The sequence below is a fragment of the Halarchaeum nitratireducens genome, assembly GCF_017874695.1.
GTDB classification, from domain to species: Archaea; Halobacteriota; Halobacteria; order Halobacteriales; family Halobacteriaceae; genus Halarchaeum; species Halarchaeum nitratireducens.
In genome coordinates this window covers 1-19,791 of record NZ_JAGIKY010000012.1, presented here as the reverse complement: position 1 = coordinate 19,791, position 19,791 = coordinate 1, and the positions used below count along the sequence as shown (strand labels likewise).

At 71.1% G+C, this 19,791-nt stretch carries 15 protein-coding genes and 3 pseudogenes; 6 read left to right on the top strand and 12 right to left on the bottom strand.

Annotation, left to right across the window (positions count from 1 at the left end):
* The first annotated feature begins 14 nt into the window (after positions 1-14).
* Complete coding sequence (locus J2754_RS11725; RefSeq protein WP_211087545.1) at positions 15-1,247, top strand: hypothetical protein; 1,233 nt, start codon at positions 15-17, stop codon at positions 1,245-1,247.
* Here the strand turns inward: J2754_RS11725 and J2754_RS11720 are convergent.
* The 4 genes from J2754_RS11720 to J2754_RS11705 are packed head-to-tail and all read right to left on the bottom strand — an operon-like array spanning position 1,244 to position 6,065.
* Positions 1,244-2,392 (bottom strand): glucosamine inositolphosphorylceramide transferase family protein, encoded by a 1,149-nt coding sequence (locus J2754_RS11720; protein ID WP_211087544.1) that lies wholly within the window; start codon positions 2,390-2,392, stop codon positions 1,244-1,246. The genes J2754_RS11725 and J2754_RS11720 overlap by 4 nt on opposite strands.
* Positions 2,385-3,626 (bottom strand): bifunctional sugar-1-phosphate nucleotidylyltransferase/acetyltransferase, encoded by a 1,242-nt coding sequence (gene glmU / locus J2754_RS11715; RefSeq protein ID WP_211087543.1) that lies wholly within the window; start codon positions 3,624-3,626, stop codon positions 2,385-2,387. Before glmU ends, J2754_RS11720 begins: the two co-directional genes overlap by 8 nt.
* Positions 3,627-3,657: 31 nt before the next feature.
* Positions 3,658-4,974, bottom strand: coding sequence for a hypothetical protein (locus J2754_RS11710; protein ID WP_211087542.1), 1,317 nt, complete (start codon positions 4,972-4,974; stop codon positions 3,658-3,660).
* Positions 4,971-6,065 carry a LamG domain-containing protein gene (locus J2754_RS11705; protein ID WP_211087541.1) on the bottom strand — a complete coding sequence of 365 codons (1,095 nt, stop codon included), beginning with the start codon at positions 6,063-6,065 and terminating at the stop codon, positions 4,971-4,973. Before J2754_RS11705 ends, J2754_RS11710 begins: the two co-directional genes overlap by 4 nt.
* Before the next feature lie 254 nt (positions 6,066-6,319).
* On the opposite strand from J2754_RS11705, the gene J2754_RS11700 reads away from it, so the two are divergent.
* Positions 6,320-7,327 carry a glycosyltransferase gene (locus J2754_RS11700; protein WP_211087540.1) on the top strand — a complete coding sequence of 336 codons (1,008 nt, stop codon included), beginning with the start codon at positions 6,320-6,322 and terminating at the stop codon, positions 7,325-7,327.
* 25 nt (positions 7,328-7,352) lie between these two features.
* On the opposite strand, the gene J2754_RS11695 is transcribed toward J2754_RS11700, so the two are convergent.
* The 6 genes and pseudogenes from J2754_RS11695 to J2754_RS11675 form a co-directional block, all read right to left on the bottom strand.
* Entirely contained in the window at positions 7,353-8,021 is a 669-nt protein-coding gene (locus J2754_RS11695; protein ID WP_188878291.1) for a response regulator, read from the bottom strand.
* Positions 8,022-8,028: 7 nt separating this feature from the next.
* Positions 8,029-9,105 (bottom strand): two-component system sensor histidine kinase NtrB, encoded by a 1,077-nt coding sequence (locus J2754_RS11690; RefSeq protein WP_211087539.1) that lies wholly within the window; start codon positions 9,103-9,105, stop codon positions 8,029-8,031.
* 90 nt (positions 9,106-9,195) lie between these two features.
* Entirely contained in the window at positions 9,196-10,233 is a 1,038-nt protein-coding gene (locus J2754_RS11685) for a zinc-dependent alcohol dehydrogenase family protein (RefSeq protein ID WP_188878289.1), read from the bottom strand.
* Between the two features lie 115 nt (positions 10,234-10,348).
* A pseudogene (locus J2754_RS16745) lies at positions 10,349-11,068 on the bottom strand (helicase-related protein); the annotation flags it as partial.
* A 12-nt stretch (positions 11,069-11,080) separates the two neighbouring features.
* Positions 11,081-13,150, bottom strand: a pseudogene (locus tag J2754_RS16740) (DEAD/DEAH box helicase family protein); the annotation flags it as partial.
* Positions 13,151-13,770: 620 nt separating this feature from the next.
* Entirely contained in the window at positions 13,771-14,469 is a 699-nt protein-coding gene (locus tag J2754_RS11675) for an ArsR/SmtB family transcription factor (RefSeq protein WP_211087537.1), read from the bottom strand.
* A 153-nt stretch (positions 14,470-14,622) separates the two neighbouring features.
* Between J2754_RS11675 and J2754_RS11670 the strand changes: the two genes are divergently transcribed.
* From J2754_RS11670 to J2754_RS11655, 4 genes are all read left to right on the top strand, one after another.
* Positions 14,623-15,285 carry a DUF47 family protein gene (locus J2754_RS11670; RefSeq protein WP_188878287.1) on the top strand — a complete coding sequence of 221 codons (663 nt, stop codon included), beginning with the start codon at positions 14,623-14,625 and terminating at the stop codon, positions 15,283-15,285.
* A 279-nt stretch (positions 15,286-15,564) separates the two neighbouring features.
* A complete protein-coding gene (locus J2754_RS11665) occupies positions 15,565-16,341 on the top strand; it encodes a helix-turn-helix transcriptional regulator (RefSeq protein ID WP_188878286.1) in 777 nt (258 codons plus the stop codon).
* 96 nt (positions 16,342-16,437) lie between these two features.
* Positions 16,438-17,592, top strand: a complete 1,155-nt coding sequence (locus tag J2754_RS11660; RefSeq protein WP_211087536.1) for a thiolase family protein — start codon at positions 16,438-16,440, stop codon at positions 17,590-17,592.
* The gene (locus J2754_RS11655; RefSeq protein WP_188878283.1) at positions 17,589-17,957 is read left to right on the top strand and encodes a Zn-ribbon domain-containing OB-fold protein; all 369 of its coding nucleotides are present in this window, start codon (positions 17,589-17,591) and stop codon (positions 17,955-17,957) included. Before J2754_RS11660 ends, J2754_RS11655 begins: the two co-directional genes overlap by 4 nt.
* Positions 17,958-18,056: 99 nt before the next feature.
* Here the strand turns inward: J2754_RS11655 and J2754_RS11650 are convergent, their stop codons facing one another.
* Together J2754_RS11650 and J2754_RS11645 are read right to left on the bottom strand one after the other, a co-directional pair.
* Positions 18,057-18,746 carry a DUF7547 family protein gene (locus J2754_RS11650; protein WP_211087535.1) on the bottom strand — a complete coding sequence of 230 codons (690 nt, stop codon included), beginning with the start codon at positions 18,744-18,746 and terminating at the stop codon, positions 18,057-18,059.
* A 42-nt stretch (positions 18,747-18,788) separates the two neighbouring features.
* Positions 18,789-19,697, bottom strand: a pseudogene (locus J2754_RS11645) (oxidoreductase); the annotation flags it as partial.
* Positions 19,698-19,791 lie beyond the last annotated feature (94 nt).

The following is a 19,791-nucleotide window of genomic DNA, read 5'->3' as shown; positions in this document are numbered from 1 at the left end:
AGACCTAAGCGGTAGTGTGTCCCGAGCGAACCGACGTCGACGACCCGCGACGCCGGTCGGTCCTCCGCGCCTCGCTCGCCGCCGCGATCACGGGATCGACCGCCGGCTGCGCGTCGATCCTCGACGTGGACGATGCGAACGGCGGGGACAGGACCGTGTCTGAGGGCGCGTCGATCGAGGGCGGCGCGTTCGCGGCGCTTCGCGACGGTCGCGTCGTCGCGGTAGCCGCGGGGATCGGCGGTGCGGCGTTCGATCCGACGGCGACGGCGACCCCCGTGCAGGACGCCCTCGATGCGGTCGACGCGGTGGGCGGCGGGCGCGTCTACCTCCCGCCGACGACGGTCACCGAAGCGGGCCCGGTCCGCCCGCACCCGAACACGGGGCTCTACGGTTGCGGGATGAACGTCTCCGTGATCCACGTCCGCTCGTCCGGGACGGACGGGGTTCGCTTCGACCGCGACGAGTCCGTCCAGCGCGTCGCGCTCGACGGCTTCGAGCTACGCGGGCCGGGCGTCCGGAAGGACACCGGCGTCGCCATTCACTACGTCGACGCGACGGACGACCCGGCGAACGACCCCGCGGACGTCCACGTGGGACGACTCTACTGTCGCCAGTGGGGGAACAGCGTCCTCCGCGTCGAGGAGGGCGTCGGCCCGTTCCAATGTCGCTACGACTTCCTCCGCGCGGACGACTGCGACGCGGGCGCGGCCGGCGCGCTGCTCGACTGGCGCTCGGAGTACGGGCCCGCGAACCACTTCGGGACGGTCGTCGCGTACCCGAACGCCTGCGCGAGCGGCGCGCCGACGACGGTCCTCCGACAGGCCGGGGGCGAGCTCGCGTTCGAGGACGTCTCCGTCGGCGGGACCGCCGGCACGCTCGTCGAGCAGACCGACGGCCGTCTCCGCGCGGGCCGCCTCCACTGGGAGCCCGAGTCCCAGCCGGCGACGCCCGAGGCGCTCGTCCGCCTCGCCGGATCGGGCGTCACGCACGTCGCCGACGTCGTCGTCGACACCGGGACGGTCCCCTACGTCTACGAGTTGGCGAGCGGCTTCGGGAACAAGCACCTCGTACCGCCGGGCGCCACCCGCGGCACCGTCACGGGGAACGTCGTCCGCGTCAACGGTCGGGGGGAGCGCGGGTCGCGCTCGTGGTACTACGGGGTGCGAGACGACGTGACGGTCTCGCTCGGTGTTCCGAACGAGGGACGCCTGCGCGTCCTCGGGGACGCCGGCGTCGGCCTCGCCTAAGCCCGGAACATCCCGATCGCCCAGTGGTGGTCGCCGGTCAGCCGCCAGCCGAAGCCGGGGTTGCCGTCCACCGCGCACCACCACCCCTCGCCGTCGTACCACGGGTCGAACTGGTGGGTGAACCCCGAGAGCCACCCGAACCGTTCCCCGTCGGCGTGCATCACGGGCGAGCCGTCGGCTTCCCGATCGCTGTACGTCTCCGGGGTGAGATCGGTGATCTCGTACGCGCGCACCTGCCCACCGTAGTGGTTGGTGCCGTCCTGGTAGAAGGCGAGGACGCGCTCGTCGCGGACGACCGGGCGACCCCCGGGACGCGCGCCGGCGGGCCGGCCCGCGACGACGGGGTTCGCGGCGTGCGGCGTCCACCCGTCGGCGTCGAGCGCGTCGCTGTGGTAGGCGTAGAGGTCGCGGCCGTCGCCGCAGAGCGCCCACCAACGCCCGTCCCACCGGAAGAGCGTGCAGTCGTGGAGGTCGCCGGGCGGCGTGAACAGATCGGCGATCGGCTCCCAGCCCCGCGGGAAGTCGTGCGCCCGGTAGAGCGTGACGGGCGCGGGGTTCGCGGGGTCCTTCGACCACGCGTCGGGGACCATGTAGTGGTCGCCGTCCCACCGGAAGGCGTAGGGGTAAGAGAGGTGGTGTTCGGTTTCGAGGACGACGCCGTCGTACGTCCAGTCGGCGCCGTCGGGACTCGTCGCGTGCGCGATGACGGCCGTCGGCCGCCGATGATGGGCGTACACCTCGAAGAAGAGGTGCCACGTCCCCGCGAGCGGGAGGAGGAACGGGTCGGCGACGCAGTGGGCGCCCGCCACGTCGGTCACGTCCGCGACCGTCAACACGGGGTTGACGACGCCGGGCGCGGGCGCGGGATCGAGGGGGTCCGCGATCGCCGCCTCGATCGGATACGTCGGAGCGTCCGGACCGTCGGACAAGCCCGCGATCCGGCCGGCCTCCGCGGTTCCGGGGCGTCGCTCGCCCCCCCCGTGATGGAGCAGTTCGCCGAGGCGCCACGCGGCGTTTCCGACGGCCGGCGACGCGCCGAGGCGAGTGCGGAGGGCGCGCAGGGCGTCGCCCGCGAGGTTGCGGCCTCGGGGGTGGGGCGCGGGCGCGGCGTCCGCGTCGCGCCGGCCCCCCCGGTCGTCACTCATCGTCGCGCTCGCGCCCGTCACGCGCCGCGCGGCCCCGCTCGCTGTCGGGATCGAACATGACGACTTCGCCGGGCCGGGTCGCGCCGTCGGTCGGGAGTTTCACGCCGGCGTTCAGGCTCGTGTTGATCCCCGTCTTCGCGCCGTCGCCGAGGACCACGCCGAGCTTACGGCGGCCGGTCGGGACGACTTCGCCCTTCACGAGCATCTTCACCGAGTCGCCGTCGTGGCGGAGGTTCGCCACCTTCGTCCCCGCGCCGAGGTTCGTCGCTCGCCCGAGGACGCTGTCGCCGACGTAGCTGAGGTGGCCAGCGTGCGCGTCCGCCATCATGACGCTGTTTTTCACCTCGACGGCGTGACCGACCTTCGCGTCGGGGCCGATGTACGTCGCGCCCCGGACGTAGGCGTTCGGCCCGACCGTCGCGCCGCGATCTACGTACGCGGGCCCCTCGATCACGACGCCCGAGCGCACCGTCGCGCCGTCCGCGACGACGACGTCACCGCTGAGTTCGGCGTCGACGTGTACGTCGCCCTCCACGCGACCACCGAGTTCCGCGAGCTTCCACTCGTTCGCCGCCAGCAGCTCCCACGGGCGGCCGACGTCGAGCCAGCGCTCGAAGGCGACCGGGCTGACGGCGAACTCCGCGCAGGCCCGTGCGAGGACGTCCGTGAACTCGAGCTCGCCGCGCGCGGACTCGTCGACGTCGAGCCACGACTTCGCCGCCGCGGGGAGGGCGTACGCGCCCGTGTTCACGAGATCGGAGGGGGGATCGGCGGGCTTCTCGACGACGCCCGTGACGCGCCCGCCCGACTCGTCGGTGAGGAGCACGCCGTACTGCGTCGGGTCCGCGACGCGGAACGCGCCGACGGCGGGCGCGCGGTCGTAGAGGGCGGCGAGCGAGTCGTGATCGTAGAGGGCGTCGCCGTTCAGGACGACGAACGGCGCGTCGTCGAGCGTCGGGGCGGCGGCGCGCACGGCGTCCGCGGTGCCGCGCTGTTCGGTCTGGACGGCGTAGTCGAGTTCCACGCCCGCGTGCTCGTCACCGAAGTACTCGCGCACGGCGTCGTCGTCGGATTGGACGACGAGGACGACGCGCGACGCGCCCGCGTCGGCGGCCGCCTCGACCGTGTGCGCGGCGAGCGGGCGGCCCGCGACGGGCAGCATCGGCTTCAGTCGGCGGTCGGTCAACGGCCGCATCCGAGTGCCACGACCCGCGGCGAGGACGACTGTCTGCATGCCTCACCGGTCGGGCGACGACCACATTAGTCTAGCCGACCGCGGCCCCGGCCTCGCCGAGCGCACGCAGACCGCCGGTCGCGCCGTCGCCGTGCGTGACGTCGACGTCGGCCGCCATGCCCCAGTAGAACGACGGCCGCGCGGCGTCCGCGGCCGCCGCGAGGTTCACGACGGCCGCACCGAGCGACCCCCCGAGACCGAAGTACGGCCCGAGCACCTTCGCCGCGGGCGCGTTCGCGTTGTACGCGTCGTAGCCGAGCTCGTAGACGTGTCGCGTCGCGCCCGTGATGTGTTTGACGTTCCCGATCTGGGCGACGCCGTGGCCGAGCAGCCGCACGATCGCGTCCGGGGTCGAGCGGAGTTCGGTGGGCTCCCAGTGGACGCTCTCGACGCGGAGCTGGGCGTCCCACGTCTGGTGGAGCGCCGTCCCGGCCGAGCCGCCCATCGTGAGGTAGTCGATGGTCTGCGTGCCCCCGCGCGTGAAGAACACCGTCGTGTTCTGCCCGCTCGCGTCCGCGGTCGGATAGGCCGCGATAGTGCCGAACCAGTTCGCCGGCCCGTACCACGAGCGGAACTCGAAGAGGCCGTCCTCGGCCCCGGCGTCGCAGTCGTAGACCGTGATCTCCTCGTGGCGACACTGGAAGGGGCCGACGCCCTGATCGACGCGGTAGACGCTGTTCGTCCACCCCCAGAGGACGAGGCGGCCGATGCGGAGGTTCTGCGTGTCGCCGTTCACGTGGTGGATGGCGACGCCCGAGTCGACGCCCGGCCCGGGACCGTTCAGCGCGAAGCCGTCGAGTTGGGCGTGATCGACGCCGCCCGCTTCGTCGAAGACGACGCCGTCGACGCCGGCGGGCGTGATGGCGACCTTCGAGACGTCCGGTCCGAAACCGAAGATCGCGGCGTTGCTCGGCACGCTGATCGTCCCTCCCTCCGAGACCGTCGTCGGCGGGAGGCGGACGGTGCCGCCGCCGTTCGACGCGAGGCGATCGAGCCCGTCCTGTACCGGAGTGTCCGTCGAGGCGGGGTCGATCGTCTCGGGCGCGGCGAGCTGGCGCCCGAGTACCACGAGGTTCCCCTTCACGAGCGCTTCGGTGACGCCTCCGCCGCCCGCCGCGTCGCCGGAGAGGGATCCGAGGGAGCTCCACGCGGACCCGTCGCCGAGGTAGACGCGGCCGGTGTCGGTCGCGAGGAACTTCGCTCCGGACTTGGGCGCGTAGTTCGTCCGGTTCGCGTCCGTATCGCGGACCTCGACGTCCGCGTCGAAGGCTTCGAAGTTCTCGTTCAGCGGTACGTGCCAGTCGGTCGTGCCCGCCGCGGGCGTGTTGTATCCGTGGTTCTCAGTCATGGTTGGGTGGGAACACCGCCGTAGCCGTACGCGCCGTACCCCTGCTCGCCGTACTCGTCGTCAGCGTCGTCGGTCGGCGTGGTCGTCGTCGTGGTCGGTGTGGTCGTCGACGTGGTCGGTGTGGTCGTCGACGTGGTCGGCGTGGTCGTAGTCGTGGTCGGCGTGGTCGTCGTAGTCGTGGTCGGTGTGGTCGTAGTCGTGGTCGACCCACCGCCGTCGTCGACCGTCGACGTCCCCTCGTAGAGCGCGCGGACGGCGTCGGCGTCGAGAGCGACGTCGTAGAGTCGCACGTCGTCGATCGAGCCCGCCATGTCGTAGACCGTCGTCCACGCGTTGTGCCCGTGACCGATGTGCAACGGGCTGTCGTCGGCGACGAGCGAACCCGACTGGCTCTCGTCGCGCCCGACCTCCTCGCCGTCGTAGTAGAGGACGAGCGCGTCCCCGTCCCACGTGGCGAGGAGGTGGTGCCACGCGCCGTCGTGCGCGTCGAAGTCCGCCCAAGGGTTGACGAACGCGCGCCCGGATTCGACGCCGAGCTTCGCCCGGAACGCGCGCCCGGCCTGAACGTCGAGGACGTACCCCGACCCGCGCACGTGGTCGGTCGCCTTCTGCACGATCGTCTGTTCGGTGTCGTCCGCGCTCGTGCGGAACCACCCCGAGATCGTCAGCGACTCGCGCGGCGCGAGCGTCGGGTCGTGCGGGACCGTCGCGTAGTGGCCGTCGCGTCGACGGCAGTCCAGCGCGCCCGAGCCCCAGACTCCCGGCTCACCGAGCACGGGGTTCCCGACGAGCGTCCCGTCGTGATCGCCGGCGGTGTCGCGGACGACCCGTCCGCCGTTTTCGTCTAACGTCCAGTGCGCGACCGGTGTCGGGAGCGAAACGCTCGCCGTGGCGGTGCCGAGCTCACCGAGGAGCGCGGGCGCGGCGACGCGGACCGCGCCCCCGCCGTAGCCGTACGCTACCCCGTCCGCCGCGGCGGCGCTCGCCGTGCCCGTCGCGGGGCCCGCGAGCGGTACGGCGGCCGCGACGCCGGCGAGCTTCAGCCAGTCGCGTCTGGTGAGTCCGTCGACCGGTTCTCGATCTCCATCCATGTCTCATAGTTCGACGTCCGTCGATATATATGTACCCACGAGGGACGGGGTGCGTACTCACGTCAGCGCTCGCCGTGCCCGACGGCGTCGACGGGCGGTCGAGGGCGGACGAGGCGGTCGACGGCGGCGTACCACAGACGAGGGACCGACCGGATGCCGGCCGTGAGACGGACTATCGCCCGCTTCGTGTTCGACATCTGTCGGTACCGCGGCGGCCCTACACAGTTATTCGGGCGAGCGACGTAGCGGCGACGATGACGGAACGCGACCCGGAGTCGGTCGACCCGACCGTGAGCGTGATCGTCGTGACGTACAACTCGGCCGACACCGTCGCGGAGACGCTGGCGTCGCTCGACCGGCAGCGCTACCCCGACGAGCGCTACGAGGTCGTCGTCGTCGACGGCGGATCGACGGACGCGACGCGCGACGTCGTCGCGGAGTTCGACGCCCGACTCGTGAGCGCGGACGGCGCGGGGATCGGCGCGTGTCGCAATCGCGGCGTCGAGGCGACCGAGGGCGACTACGTCGCGTTCACCGATTCGGACTGTCGGGTGCCCCCGACGTGGCTGGCCGACCACGTCGCGCGCCTCGAAACGTACGCTGACGACCCCGTGGTCGTCGGGGCCGGCGGACCGAACGTCGCCTTCGAGGACGATCCCGCGTTCGCGCGCGTCGTCGGGAGCCTCCAGCGGACCGCGTTCGGTTCCGGGGGCAGCCCCCAGTCCCGCGCCATCGACGACGTCCGGCTCGTGCGCTCCGTCGCGGCGTGTAACGTCTGCTACCGACGCGACGTCTTCGACGAGTACCGCTACGACGACACCGTCAACGTCGGCGAGGACGCCGAGTTCCACTACCGTCTCGCCCGCGACGGCTACCGCTTTTGCTACGATCCGCGGATCGTCGTCCGCCACCACCTCACGCCGACGCTTCGGGCGTTCGCGCGCAAGAGCCGCAGCTACGGCGACGCGATGGCGCGCATCCAGTGTCGTCACCGCCGACTCGTCCGGTGGTACTCCCCGGTCCCGACGCTCGCCCTCCTCGGCGGCGCCGCGGCCGCGCTCCGCGACCTCCGCCGCGGCCCGCGCTACGTCCCCGCGCTCTGCCTCGCGTTCCTCCCGGTCGCCGCGCTCGTGACGCGCGCCGTCTACCGCGAGCGCCGAACGCCGCTCGCGTTGCTCGCGCCGCTGCTCCTCGTCGTGCAGTACGTCGCGTACGGGGTGGGGTTCGCCGAGGGAGTCGCGGCGTCGGTACTACGGTCGTGAGCGGGCGCGCGAACGCGACGGACCGCTAGCCGTCCGTAGAACCCGGCGTGCCCGCGCTTCGTTCCCCGTCGTCGAGTTCGCGGAAGAGCGCGTCGAGTTGATCGGGGTCCATCCGCCCCATCAGGTCGTTCATCCGCTCTTCTTGCTCGTCGAGCTCCCGGAGGAGCGACGCGTACTCGTCGCTCGCGTCGAGTTCCGCGCGGCTCTTCTCGGCCTCCAGCGTCGCGCGCTTCTCCGAGAGCGCGAAATACCGCCGGACCGCCTCGTCGTAGTCGCTCACCGAGAGCAAGCGCTCGACCGTCGCCTGGAGTTCGTCGCGGCCGACCGGCTTCTTGAGGTAGTCGTCGAACGGCATGTCGACGATGTCGAAGTCGGGGTCGACGCCGGTCACCATCGCCACGCGACACCCGTATCCCTCCTCGCGGATGCGTTCGAGCACCGCGTCGCCGGAGAGCCCCGGCATCTGGCGATCGAGGAGCACGACGTCGACGGCGTCGTCGAGGCGTTCGAGGGCCTCCTCACCGCTCGTGGCGGTTCGGACCTCGTAGTCGTCGTCGAGCCAGAGCGCGAACGCCTGCGGAATGCGCTCCTCGTCGTCGACGACGAGGACGACGGGTCGATCGTCGGGCGCGGCGCCGCCGTCGGTCAGGAGGCGAGCGGTTCGAAACGGCGTCGATGGATCAGCGGTGTTCATGTTCGTATCAGGACATGGTGACGTCGTGGAACTCGAAGCGAGCGCCGCGCTCGCCGGTCGAGGCCTCGACCGACCAGCCGTGGGCGTCGGCGATCTGTTCGACGATCGAGAGCCCGAACCCCGTGCCGGTGTCGCTCGTCGTGAAGCCGTACGCGAAGAGGTCGTCGAGCGCGTCCGCGGGGATGCCGGGACCGTCGTCCTCGACGTAGAAGCCGTCGTCGAGCAGGCCCACGCGAACCGTCACGTCGTCGCCGCCGTGCTCGACGGCGTTCCGGAAGAGGTTCTGGAGCAGCGTCTCGAAGCGCTCCCGGTCCGCCTTCACGGCGAGCAGGTCGCCCTCGACGTCGAGCGTCGCGGCGTCGGTGCCGGCGGTCCGCCACGCGTCCTTGACGACGCGTTCGAGGGGGACGCGTGCGGTGTCGCCGATGCTCTCCCCCTGCTTGGCGAGCGTCAGGACGTCCTCGATGAGTTCGTCCATGCGATCGAGCGTGTCGTCGAGCTCGGCGAGCAGCTCGTCACCGTCGTCAGGCTGCGATTCGAGGATGGCGACGTCCGCCTTCGCGGTCTGCAGGGGGTCGCGCAGGTCGTGGCTGACGTTGGAGGCGAAGCGCTCTAACTGCTCGTTCTGGCGCTGCAGCTCGCGCTCGCGCTCGACGCGCTCCGTGATGTCCCGCATGATCCCCGAGAAGACCCGTCGGCCGTCGTAGTGGTGCTCCTCGAAGGTGATCGAGAGCTGGACCTCGTGGCCGTCCTTGTGCCGGGCCGGTAGTTCGACGTTCTGCCAGTCGAGCGTCCGCTCCCCCGTCTCGAGGTACGCGTCGATGGCGGCGTGGTGCGCGTCGCGGAAGCGCTCGGGCATGATCTTCGTCAGCGGCTCGCCGACGAGCTCCTCGGGTTCGTACCCGAAGACCCGCTCCACCGACCGGTTCGCGAAGAGGATCCGGCTCTGCTCGTCGATGGAGACGATCGCGTCCGAACCGTTCTCGACCAACACCTCGAAGAAGTCCTTGTCGAGGACGCCGGGTTCGACGTTCCCGCTCTCGTCGAACATGGGCGAGCCGACGCGCTCCTCGGCGTCGGACAACGGTCCTGATGATGACATAACGGGGGTCTAGCTACCGATAGGATTCGCCCGCCACGCGGATAGCTATTCCGATCACCACCCCCCGTCCGATCAGAGCTTCACCATGACCTTCACGGCGTCGCGCTCGTCCATCGCCGCGTATCCCTCGGGGACGCCGTCGAGGTCCACCGTCTTCGTGAAGATCGGCGAGGGATCGAGGGTGCCCTGCAGGACGTCGGCCATCAGGTCGTCGACGTACTCGCGGACGGGCGCGACGCCCCCGCGGAGCGCGACGTTCTTCCGGAAGGCGTCGTCGAGGAACGCCGCCTCGTCGACGCCCATCGGGACGCCGACGAACCCGACCGTCCCGCCGGGGCGCGCGACCGCGAACGCCGTGTCCATCGAGGACTCCGCGCCGACGCACTCGAGCACGTGATTCGCCCCGCCGTACGTGAGTTCGCGCGCCCGCTCGACGGCCGCCTCGCCGCGGGCCGCGATCGTCTCCGTCGCGCCGAACTCCGCCGCGATCGCCAATCTGTCCTCGTGGTGTCCCATGGCGATCACGCGCTCCGCGCCGAGGCGCTTCGCCGCGAGCACGCCACAGAGGCCGACCGCGCCGTCGCCGACCACGACCGCGGTATCGCCGGCCTCGACGCCCGCGCTCACCGCCGCGTGGTGGCCCGTGCACATGACGTCCGTCAGCGGGAGCAGCGCTTCGAGGACGTCCTCGTCGTTCGCGTGGCGCTCCGGCACGCGGACGAGCGTCCCGTCGGCGTACGGCGCGCGGACCTTCTCGCCCTGCGCGCCGTCGTGCTCGCCGCCCCACCCCTCCTCCTCGACGCAGGACGTGTAGAGGCCCTTCCGGCAGAACTCGCACTCGCCACAGGAGATAGCGAACGGCGCGAGCACCCGATCACCCGGCCGGAGGTGCGTCACGTCGTCGCCGACGGCCTCGACGACGCCCATCGGCTCGTGGCCGACGCGCCCCGGCGTCGGGTAGTCGCGCTGGCCTCGATAGAACCAGAGGTCGGAGCCACAGACCGCCGTGTGTGTGATGCGCACGATCGCGTCCGTCGGCTCCTCGATTTCGGGGTCCGGGACTTCCTCCACGCGGATGTCGCCCTCGCCGTGGTAGACGGCTGCGTCCATGTGTGGGGGATCGCTCGTCCGGGTGAAAAAGCCACCCGCCGCGGCGGGTGACGCCGCGACGGCGCTCACTCCCGCTCGTCGTTCCGTGGCGAGCGAGAGCGAGTCGCCACGTCGCTCACGGGTCGCGCTCGCTCCCCGTTCGCCCGTTCCGCGGATGCTCACCGCCGTTCGCATCCGCGTGCGCCTCCGCGTCCGCCTCCCGCACTCGCGCGCCCTTCTCCGCGAGGTGGCGCGTCTGGTTCCGCGCGAAGTCCTCTTCCTCGGTCCCGCGCGTGGCGAGCACGTAGACGAGCGCGCGCCCCGCGGGTCGCATCGTTCGACCGGCGCGCTGGGCACCCTGACGGCGCGATCCGCCGAGCCCGGAGGCGACGATCGCCAGCTCGGCGTCCGGGAGATCGATCCCCTCGTCGGCGACGCGCGAGACGAGCAGGGTGTCGCGCTCGCCCGCGCGGAACTCGTGGAAGAGCCGTTCGCGATGCGAGTGGGGCGTGTCGCCGCTGACGAACGGGATCGAGAGCGCGTCGCTCAGCTGTTCGCCCTGATCGAGGTAGTCGACGAAGAGCAGCGTCTTCGCGTCGGGGTGGGACTCCAGGATCGCGCGCACTTCGTCGATCTTCGCGGGGTTCGAGGCGGCGAGCATCCGACGCTCGTGGCCGTCCGCGCTCGCGTACTCGTAGCGGTGCTCGTCGTCGGTCCACGGGACGAATCGGATCTCGACCTCGGGTTCCTGAACGAATCCCGCCTCGAAGAGCGCCTCCCAGTCCGTGCCGATCGGCGGCCCGATGAGCGTGTAGATGTCCGCCTCGCGGTCGTCGCCCCGGACTGGTGTCGCAGAGTTGTGACAGAAGAGGTGGTTCCCGAGGAAGTTCTCGTGTTCCGTCGAGACGTCGTAGACGTACTCCTCGCCGTCGACTTCCGTCACGGACTCGACGTCGAGCATCGCAACGTCAGTCTCGGCGAGCCAATCGGCGTCGATACCGCTGCGCGCGGAGATCGTTCGAAGCTCGTCGTCGTTCAACCGCACCCGATCCGAGAGCCCGGAAGTGAGCTGTCCGCCGTCAGCCGCCCGAGACGGATCGCGCGGGAGTCCCTCGTACGCATCCGAGAGCGTCTCCGTGAACGGCGTGAGTGAGAGCCGTCCACCGCTTTGCCGGTTCTTGGAGTTGAACCGGACGAGGTTGTTCGTCACCGTGTCGTGCTCTCCCTCTCGGACGCCGACGTCGCAGTCACGGCGGTAGACGCCGCCCACGTACCCGAGCTCCGCGAGGATCAGGTTCAATCCCTGCGCGAGGCGGTCACTCGACGTCGAAATCGTGACCATCTCACGGCCCCGTTCGCGCGTCGCGCGGTGTCCGTCACCGAGCACGACGCCCTCGAGGAACGGCTCGTACGCGTCCGGGTTCGAGAGAACCATCGGTGGCACGTGCTTCTCGCGCGCGCCGTTCGAGAGCCCGATCTTCTCGAGGATCCGTGGGAGGACGCCGGAGACGCGTAGCGTCGTACAGTTCTCACCGTTCGCCACCGAGTTGATGTCGGCTTCGGGGCAGACCGCGCGGATGACGTCGCGGAACGCGTCTACCTCCGAGGTCTGCGCAGAGTCCTCCGCATAGAATTCGACGCGATGGTCGTCGATTGCGCCGTCCGCGACGAAGAGCCCGGCGAGACGGGCGAACGCCTCGGTCGAGACCACCGGCGGAACGTACGTCCGACGGCCGTGCACGTAGACGCCCTTCACGAACTCGCGCTCGAAGTCGATCTCCCGTGCGACGTCGAGCGGGAGGTAGCGTCGTGACTTCCAGCGATAGCGTGCCTTGTTGTCGCCGACGTCGCGCTCGTACAGTGCGTCGAACGCCGACGTCGGCGCGTCCTCGTTCACGAGCACGTACCCCTCATCGAGCAGTCCCATGACGTCCACGGTACTGGTGTCGGCATCGCCGGTCGACTCCGCGGACGCGACCGCGTCGGGGAGAGTAGACGGTTGGAGGAGAAAGTCGTCGTCGCCAAGGTCGCCCGGGAGCTTACTCGTGATCGCCATCTCGTCGCCGTCGAAGACGATGAGCGAGTGATCCTCGGTGACGGTGACCTCCCGCCCGTTCCGCGCGCGGACGCGATAGAGCGGTCCGTCGTGCGCGTGGCGCATTACCGACGTCAGCGGCGTCCACTCGACTGCGCCGTCCTCGGTGACGGCCAGCGTTTCGAGGTCCGAGACGGACGCGACGCCGACGCCGTCACCGAGATATTCAGACGCGAGGGACTCGATGCGCCGCATCTCGACGCCCGTCTCGGAGCGTACCGGAACGACAGTGTCCCCATCGACCGATAATCCGAGGCGCGCCGACGCCTGGAGGTCCGCGGTCCGGCGAAAGACGTCGCCCGGGATGTGGTGGGCCTCGTCGTAGACGACGAGCCCCCAGCGTTTCTCGTCGAAGAGCCGCCGGTGTCGCTCCATCCCCGCGGAGGAGTACGTGGCGATCGTCACCGGACCGATCTCCTTCACGCCGCCGTGGTACTCGGCAACGTCGTCGTGCGTGAGGGTCGTGTATTCGAGGAGGCTGTCGCGCCACTGGCCGACGAGTTCGCGTCCGGGCACGAGGATCAGGGTCTCGCGGCCGATGTCGTCCATCACGCCGAGCGCGGCGACGGTCTTACCGCTCCCCGGCGGACCGACGAGCACGCCCGAGCCCGATTCGACGAAGCGTTTGACCCACCCGCGCTGGTAGTCGCGCAGCGAGAGGCGGAGGTCGATGTCGATCGCCGCCCCCTCGTCGAGGGTCCGATCGTCCTGGACGGGATAGCCCGCCTCGTAGAGGTCGCGCTTGACGGTGGCGACGGCCTCGGCGGCCACCCACGCCTCCGTGTCGGTGATCGGCGCGCGGATCGTCCCCTCGGAGAGGTGTTGCTCCGCGACGTTCCCCATCATCTCCGGCGAGGAGGCCTCGAGGACGACGTATCCCTCGTCGTGCGTGTAGAGTCGGAACTGGCGCGCCCGCCGCCACTGGTCGGTGACGAACTCCTCCAGCGTCGGATACCGATCGCCGAGGGCCTGTCGGAGCGTGCGCTGCAGGGCCTCGACGTCCCCGTGGGGCGCGCCCCAGACGTCCTCTTCGCGCACGCGATACCGATAGGCGTTCTCGCCCGTCGTGTCGGTGAGCGTGGCGAACTGCGCGAGCTGGGCGCGCGTGAACTGCGTGGGCTGGTCGACGACGACCTCGCGATGTTCCGGGAAGACGACGACGCGTTCGCGCTCCGTCGTGCGCGCCCAGTCCGTCGGGAACCACACGACGGGGTCGTTCGAGACGTCGACGCGCTGGACGGCCGCGTCGTCGTCGGCGAGACGATCGAGCGCGTCGCTCGCCTCGGCCTGCGTCCAGCCGAGCACGCCCGCGAGGCGGCCGGCCGTCACGACCGGGCGGCCGACGGACTCCAGGGCGTCGTAGAAGGCGTCGAGGGAGAGCGTCGGGTCGGTTTCGTCGTCTGTCACTACCCGGCGGTAGGTGATTCGGCTTGAAACGGTTTGCGTCGTCGACCGATCGAGTATCAGCCCCGGCGACGCGTCCGGACGTACCAGTACGCGAGGGCGACGCACAGCACGCAGAGCCCGCCGAGGAAGAACGCGACGCCGGGCTCGGCGAGGAGCGCGAGGAGGCCGTGCCCGCCGTCGGTCGTCGCTGTCGTCGCTGTCGTCGCTGTCGTGGTGGTCGTGCGCTCGACGTCCATCGCGCTGAAGCCGCCACCGCCGTCGCTGGGCGTGGTCGCGGGCGACGACTCGCCGGCCGACCCGAACGCCGGGAGGAGCGACCCGGGCGCGAGGAGGGCTTGGACGACGAGCGCGCCGATTCCGACGGCGGCGACGCCGCCCAGAAAACGTTTGAGGGCGGCGAACGCACCGGTCTTCGCTCCGTCGTCGCCGGCGAAGACCACGACGGCGTCGTTCGCCGGCGCGTACACCTTCATCTCGGTGCCGCGCTCCGAGTACCAGGTGTCGGCGACCGTCACGAGACCGGCGTCGCTGAGGTTGTCGAGGTGATACCGCGCGTTCTGGAGGGAGGTGTCGACGTCGTCCGCGAGGTCGGAGGCGGGGCGGGGATCGTCGTAGATCGCGGCGAGGATGCGGCGGGCGGTGCGCGAGCCGAGGGCGTCGAAGACCTCGTCCGCGGCGTCCTCGTCGATTCCGACGAGCCGTGGGCTCCCCGCGTCCGCCTCGACGTCGGTGCGGAACGGGAACAGGCTACCCATCGTCCGAACCGACGGTCCGTGGGAGACAAATAGCTTCGCGTCCGGACGCGACGGACGGCCGCCCCGGCGCGTCCGCCGACCTCGGAGTCGACTATATACCCCTACGTTTCGGTCATAGCAACCCGTTTCTACCCGTAGCGGCCCGCCTCACGTATGGAGGGAGATCACGCCGACGCCGAACTCGCCGATGCTATGTCGTCGTTCTGTGAGGGAGTCCGTGACTGCACCGCGCACCTCCCGGTCGCCGTCGCGGCCTACGGCGACGGGGACGCGGAATCGTTCCACGAGACCGCGGCCGACGCGGCCGCGATCGAGTCCGCGTGCGACGACCGGGCGCGGGACGTCCGCGACGGGCTCGTGGCACTCGACCCGGAGCTCACCGGCGTGTATCTGCGTGCGCGCGACCTCCTCGAACTCCTCAGTCGCATCGACGCCGTGGCGAACGCGGTCGAGGACGCCCTCGCCGCGCTGGCGGCGATGGAGCCGGACGTCGACGGCGTCGCCGACCGCCTCGTCTCGCTGTCGGACCTCGCGGCCGAGTGCGCGGCGCGGCTCTGTGACGCCGTCGAAGAGTACGTCGCGGCGCTGTGCGACGGTCGCCGTCCGACCGTCGATCACGGCGACTTCGACGACGTCCGCGAGTTCGAAGACCGCTGCGACGAGCTGAAGCAGGCGGCGCTCGCCGCCGCGTTCGAACCCGGGCTCTCCGTCAACGGTCTCGCCCTCAGGGAGGTGGCGCTCGCGCTCGACGCGGTACCGAACGCGGTCGAGGACGCCGCGGATCACTTCTCGTTCGTCGTCGCCGCGACCGTGTAACTGAGAAGACGCAGGACACCGGCAGCGCGCTCGCGGCCGTCGTCGTGCGATGCAGAGAGAACCAGCGTGCGACGTGCCCCGACGGGCCGATGCGGTGGAGGGCCGAAGCGGGCGAGGCCCGGGTGTCGCGGGGCCGGGGGCGTCCGAGAGTTGGGCCCGGTCCCAGTTAGCGTTACGCCGTGCACGCTCGTTCGCACCGTGCACACCCCGACGCCCGCGGCGACTCTCTGATTCGAGGAGGCCGAGGATTGATACCGACAACCCGCGTTACACCCGCTCATGGACGCGACCGAGGCCGCACGGTTCGTCTTCGGATCACCGAACCGTCTCGCCGTGCTGCGCGCGCTTCGCTCGACCCCGGGGCGGCCGCGGGACGTCGCGGAGCGCGTCGACGTCTCGCGGGCGACGGCGCAGCGCTGCCTCCGCGACTGCGCCGATCGGGGGTGGGTCGAGCGCGTCGACGGCGACTACCGACCCACGCCGACGGGCGCGCGCGTCGTCCGGTCCTGCGACGCCCTGCTCGCGGATCTCGACGCCATCGACGCGGCGGGGGCGCTGCTCGACGACCTCCCGTGCTTCGACCCGCCGCTCCCACTGAAGCCGCTCGCCGACGCCGAGCTAGTGGTCTCGACGCCCGAACAACCCCACCGCGCCGCGCGGGCGTTCGCCGAGCGCATCGACGAGAGCGACGCGGACCACTACGCCTGTCTCTCGCCGATGATGACGCGTCTCCACATCGACGCGTTCGACGCGCGACTCGACGACGGCGCGAGCGTCGAGCTCGTCTGTCCGAGCGCGGTCGTCGCCGCCGAGCGGGAGGTGCGACCGGAGACCGTCGCGCGCTCGCTCGCCCTCCCCGAGTTCGACCTCTACGTCCACCCGGAGCGCTTCGAGTACGCGCTCACCGTGACCGACGCCGAAGTGTTCGTCGCCACCGTCGGCCGGGCGCGGGCGATGCGGGCGGTCGCGTGGACGGCCGACGACGCGCTCCGCGAGTGGGCGCGGGAGCGATACGCAGCAGAGAAGCGCGCGGCCGAGCCGGCCGAGACCGAGTGACGCGGATCCGACGAACGGAGCCCGGTTCGACGCGCCGCGACCCGCCGATCGAAACGGGACGGAACCCTCAAGGGCCGCCTCCGTGAGTGGGCGAGTATGGATCGGGTAGCCGTCATCGGCGCGTCGATGACCCAGTTCGGGCAGCGCAACGCCTGGGTCCGCGAGCTGCTCGCGGAGGCCGGCGAAGCCTGCCTCGACGACGCCGGCGTCGCCGCGGACGAGTTGGACCACCTCTACGTCTCGAACATGGCCAGCGGCGAGTTCGAGGGGCAGACCGGGATCCCGAACGCCCTCGCGCACGACCTCGGCGCGATCGGCGCGTACACGCAGCGCGTCGACCAGACGAGCGCGTCGGGCGGCGCGGGCGTCTACGCCGCGTGGCAGTCGGTGGCCTCGGGCGCGAGCGAGCTGACGATGCTCGTCGGCGGCGAGAAGATGACGCATCGCTCGACGGCCGACGCGACGGACGTCATCGCGTCGCTGACGCACCCCGTCGAGTACAAACACGGCGTCACGCTTCCGAGCTTCGCGGGGATGACCGCCCGGCACTACCTCGAAACGTACGACGCGCCGCGCGAGTCGCTCGCGTCGGTCGCGGTGAAGAACCACCGGAACGGCGTCGACAACCCGCACGCGCAGTTCCGAAAGGAGGTCGACGCGGAGACGGTACTGGAGTCGCCGATCGTCGCCGACCCGCTTCGCCTCTACGACTTCTGTCCGATCACGGACGGGAGCGCCGCGCTGCTCTTCTGTCCCGAATCGGTCGCCGCCGAGTACACCGACGACTACTCCGTCGTCTCGGGCATCGGCGGCGCGACGGACACGCACGTCGTCCACGAGCGCGACGATCCGACGGTCATGGGCGGCGTCGTCGACTCCGCGGCGGACGCCTACGAGATGAGCGGGCTGACGCCGGACGACGTCGACGTCGCCGAGCTCCACGACATGTTCACGATCCTCGAAGTCCTCCAGCTCGAAGACCTCGGCTTCTTCGAGAAGGGCGAGGGGTGGAGGGCGGCCGACGAGGGAATCACCGCACGGGACGGCGAACTTCCGGTCAACACCTCCGGCGGCCTCAAGTCGAAGGGTCACCCGCTCGGCGCGAGCGGCGTCGCGCAGGTGTACGAGATCCACCGGCAGGTCACCGGCGACGCCGGCGACCGGCAGGTCGCGGCGGACGTCGGCCTCGCCTGTAACGTCGGCGGCTTCGGGAACTGCGTCACGACCACCGTCGTGGAGGCCGCGGAATGAGCTTCGAGGCCCACCGCTGCGAGAACGGCCACGTCACGTATCCCGGCCACACCGTCTGTCCGGAGTGCGGCGCGGAACAGACGGCGACCGTCGACCTCGAGGCCGAAACCGGAACGCTCGTCACGTGGACGACGAGCACGGCGACGCCGCCGGGCGTCCGCGAACCCAACCACCTCGGGATCGTCGAGTTCGACGTCGAGGGCGGGACGGTGCGCGCGCTCGGCCAGCTCACCACGGGCGACGTCGAGAGCGGGGATCGGATGACGCCGGTCTACTGCGACGAACTCCGCGACCCCGACGCGGGCATCCGCGAACCCGAGAGCCAGTCGTGGGACGGCTATCGCTTCGCGCCCGTCGAGGACTGAGCCGGCCGGTAGCGCCCGGACGCCGCCGGCGTCGATTCGGTCGGGGTCTCAGACACGACACGGCACCGCACCGCTGTCCTCGCTTTCGCCGCCGTCGCCTCAGACGCCGCCGGCGTCGTCAGCGTCGATTCCGCTTCCGCTTCCGTTTCCGTTTCTGCGTCCGTCGCCGTCGTTACTGTCCCCGCCGTCGTCGTACTCGTCGCGTAGCTGATCGAGTTCGTCCTCGACGCGCGCGGTGCGGCGCTCGCGCTCGTCGGCGTCGTGTGCCGCCGACGCGTCCCTTCCGGCTCCCTCGACGTCGCGCGCGTCGCGTGTCTCGCGTTCCTCGCGCGCCGCCGCGACTTCCGTTTCGAGGTCGGCGGTGAGCGCGCGGGCGTCTTCGAGCAGGTCGCGGGCCGCGTCGTCCGCGGGGAGCGCGTCCCCGGAGACGGCGGCGCGGAGGTCGGTCAGCGCGGCGTCGAGTCTGTCGAGCGTCTCGCGGCCGACGCTCGCGCCCGCGTTCTCGTCGCCGGCGCGTCCGGGTTCGACGAGTCGGAGCGCGGCGCGGAGGGCTTCGAGCGCGCGCTTTTGGGCGTCGAGGACCGCGACCGTCGCCGGGATGGCGTCGTCGACGGCGAAGCGGACGAGCTCGCGCGGCGTCGGCGGACGCGGGACGGAGGAGGGACCGCGTCGGCGGGTGTCGCGTCGAGCCGGGCTGGCGTCCGCCCGCGCCGCGCGGAGGTCGGCGACGGCGTCTTCGAGGGCGTCGACGCGCGCCGCGAGATCGTCGTCGGCCGTGTCGTCGGACATACGCGTAGGCGGGGCGGCCGAACGGATAGGGCTACCGCCGGTTCAGAGGCGTTCGGTGAAGCCGCGGCGGTACTGAGCCGGAACCTCGACGTCGTCTTCGTGGCCGAGCTCGTGGGCGGCGTGGAGACCGAAGTAGGGGTCGCGCAGGAACTCGCGGCCGACGATGACGAGGTCCGCGCGGTCGTTGCGGACGATGGCCTCGCCCTGCTCGGGCGTGGTGACGCCGCCGACGGTCCCCACGCGGATATCGCTCTCCGCGTTCTCGCGGACGTGCTCGGCGAGCGCGAGCTGGTAGTTCGGTCCCGTCCAGTCCGGGAAGGAGGCGGGGCTGATCCCGCCGGAGGAGACGTCGATGAGGTCCGCCCCGGCCTCGTGCAGGAGGTCGGCGAGGCGCGCGGACTGCTCTACCGTCCACGACTCCTCGTCGTCGATCCAATCGGTCCCGGAGAGCCGGACGAGCACGGGCTTTTCGGCCGGCCAGACGTCACGGACGGCTTCGGTGACCTCGCGGATCAGACGCGCGCGGTTCTCGAAGCTGCCCCCGTACTCGTCGTCGCGGTCGTTCGTGACGGGGGAGAGGAACTCGTGGAGGAGGTAGCCGTGCGCGCCGTGGACCTCGGCGACCTCGAAGCCGGCGTCGAGGGCGTGCTCGGCCGCCTCGCGGAAGGACGCGATCACGGCCTCGATGTCGTCTGCGTCCATCGCTCGCGTGGGCGGCGCCGCCTGGTCCTCGTAGGGCCACGGGTCGTCGCTCGGTCCGACGACCTCCCAGCCGCCCTCGTCGGGCTGGAGGGGATCGTGGCCCTCCCAGGGGCGGCTCGTGGAGGCCTTCCGGCCGGCGTGGGCGAGCTGGATGCCGGGCACCGAACCCTGACTCTTGACGAACTCGGTCGTGTCGCGGAGCGCGTCCGCGTGCTCCTCGCTCCAGATGCCGAGGTCGTTGGGCGTGATGTACGTGTTTACCCCGAGGACGGAACAGCGGGTACAGCCTGGGCTCGTGAAATCATCTCGTTGTTTCGAGCGATTCGCTTGAACTCTTCGTAGG

Coding starts and splice junctions, on each gene's coding strand:
- J2754_RS11720 (WP_211087544.1), bottom strand. CDS start 2,392: ATGAGTGACGACCGGGGGGGCCGGCGCGACGCGGACGCCGCGCCCGCG.
- glmU (WP_211087543.1), bottom strand. CDS start 3,626: ATGCAGACAGTCGTCCTCGCCGCGGGTCGTGGCACTCGGATGCGGCCG.
- J2754_RS11710 (WP_211087542.1), bottom strand. CDS start 4,974: ATGACTGAGAACCACGGATACAACACGCCCGCGGCGGGCACGACCGAC.
- J2754_RS11705 (WP_211087541.1), bottom strand. CDS start 6,065: ATGGATGGAGATCGAGAACCGGTCGACGGACTCACCAGACGCGACTGG.
- J2754_RS11700 (WP_211087540.1), top strand. CDS start 6,320: ATGACGGAACGCGACCCGGAGTCGGTCGACCCGACCGTGAGCGTGATC.
- J2754_RS11695 (WP_188878291.1), bottom strand. CDS start 8,021: ATGAACACCGCTGATCCATCGACGCCGTTTCGAACCGCTCGCCTCCTG.
- J2754_RS11685 (WP_188878289.1), bottom strand. CDS start 10,233: ATGGACGCAGCCGTCTACCACGGCGAGGGCGACATCCGCGTGGAGGAA.
- J2754_RS11675 (WP_211087537.1), bottom strand. CDS start 14,469: ATGGGTAGCCTGTTCCCGTTCCGCACCGACGTCGAGGCGGACGCGGGG.
- J2754_RS11670 (WP_188878287.1), top strand. CDS start 14,623: ATGGAGGGAGATCACGCCGACGCCGAACTCGCCGATGCTATGTCGTCG.
- J2754_RS11665 (WP_188878286.1), top strand. CDS start 15,565: ATGGACGCGACCGAGGCCGCACGGTTCGTCTTCGGATCACCGAACCGT.
- J2754_RS11660 (WP_211087536.1), top strand. CDS start 16,438: ATGGATCGGGTAGCCGTCATCGGCGCGTCGATGACCCAGTTCGGGCAG.
- J2754_RS11655 (WP_188878283.1), top strand. CDS start 17,589: ATGAGCTTCGAGGCCCACCGCTGCGAGAACGGCCACGTCACGTATCCC.
- J2754_RS11650 (WP_211087535.1), bottom strand. CDS start 18,746: ATGTCCGACGACACGGCCGACGACGATCTCGCGGCGCGCGTCGACGCC.